Origin of the sequence: Microbacterium sp. AK009 (genome assembly GCF_013410955.1) — a bacterium.
Lineage (GTDB): Bacteria > Actinomycetota > Actinomycetes > Actinomycetales > Microbacteriaceae > Microbacterium.
Map to the genome: position 1 here is coordinate 1 of NZ_JACCCG010000014.1, position 1,172 is coordinate 1,172.

Here is a 1,172-nt window from a genome sequence, read left to right on the forward strand (position 1 = left end):
TGAACCGTCCTGGGTTCCGTGGAGGCTTTTCTGTCACGCGGCCAGGGGCTCCTGGGCGTGTGCTTGATGGTATTCGGTCTCGTACTCGATAGGTGGTCGGTATGCGATCGATGAGTGCAGCCGCTCGTAGTTGAACCACGTGACCCACTCGGCGGTGGCTGTCTCTACCTGTTGCCGCGATGTCCAGGATCGACGCCGATGGATCAGCTCGTTCTTGAACAACCCGATGGTCGACTCCATGAGGGCGTTGTCCAGCGCGTCGCCGACTGACCCAATCGACCCGGCGATCCCGGCTTCACGGAGTTGCTCGGTGAGCGCGATGGAGGTGTATTGGCTGCCGGCGTCGGAGTGATGGACCAGCCCGTCGCCGGTGAATGTCGCCGAAGTCCGCCGCCGCGTCGCGAGCGCTTGCTGCAGAGCGTCGGTGACCAGCGAGCTTTCCTTCGACATCGACGCCTTCCAACCCAGGATGCGGCGGGAAGCGACGTCGGTGATGAACGCGACGTAACAGAACCCCTGATACGTCCACACATAGGTGAAGTCCGCGACCCAGACGGTGTCGGGCTTGCTGATGCCCCATCCTCGTTCGACGAGATCCGGAAACCGCGCCGCGGTCTCATCCCGCCGCGTCGTGATGGTTCGGTGCTGGCCGCGCACGACGCCCACGCAGCCGGCGGCGCGCATCAGCCGAGCGACCCGGTCACGGCCGACGTGGTGCCCTTCCCGACGTAGGGCATGCCACATCTTCCGCACCCCGTACACACCGTGATTGCGTTCCCAGACCGCGCTAATCACCGCAGTCAGCGTCGCGTCCGACACGGCCCGCTTCGACGGCGGCCTGCTCTTAACCGCGTAATACGTTGACGGGGCGATCTGCATCCCGTGCTCGGTGAGCACCCTGCAGACCGGCTCGACCCCGAATCTCGACCGTTCCCGATCGACGAACTCAACAATCAGCTTGAGGGGCGGTCGAGCTCCGCCGCGAAGAAAGCCGACGCGCTCTTCAAGATCGCGTTGGCCCGCCGCAACTCGGCATTCTCACGCCGCAGTTTCTTCAACTCCGCCAGCTGATCACTGGTTACCCCAGGCCGAGCACCCCCATCGATCTGCGCACGCCGCACCCAGCCCTTAATCGTGTCCGCAGGAACCCGCGTCAGCATCGACACCTGATT

2 protein-coding genes and 1 other annotated feature are annotated in these 1,172 nt (G+C 64.2%); both genes read right to left on the bottom strand.

What is annotated here, in order from left to right:
- Positions 1-33: 33 nt before the first annotated feature.
- Positions 34-957, bottom strand: a complete 924-nt coding sequence (locus HDC37_RS16885) for an IS3 family transposase (RefSeq protein WP_374939207.1) — start codon at positions 955-957, stop codon at positions 34-36.
- Positions 865-993, bottom strand: a sequence feature (AL1L pseudoknot). Its footprint overlaps the gene before it by 93 nt.
- Positions 954-1,172: transposase (locus HDC37_RS17620; RefSeq protein ID WP_374939206.1), on the bottom strand; the 219-nt coding region annotated here is incomplete at its 5' end. It overlaps the preceding feature by 40 nt. The genes HDC37_RS17620 and HDC37_RS16885, both read right to left, overlap by 4 nt.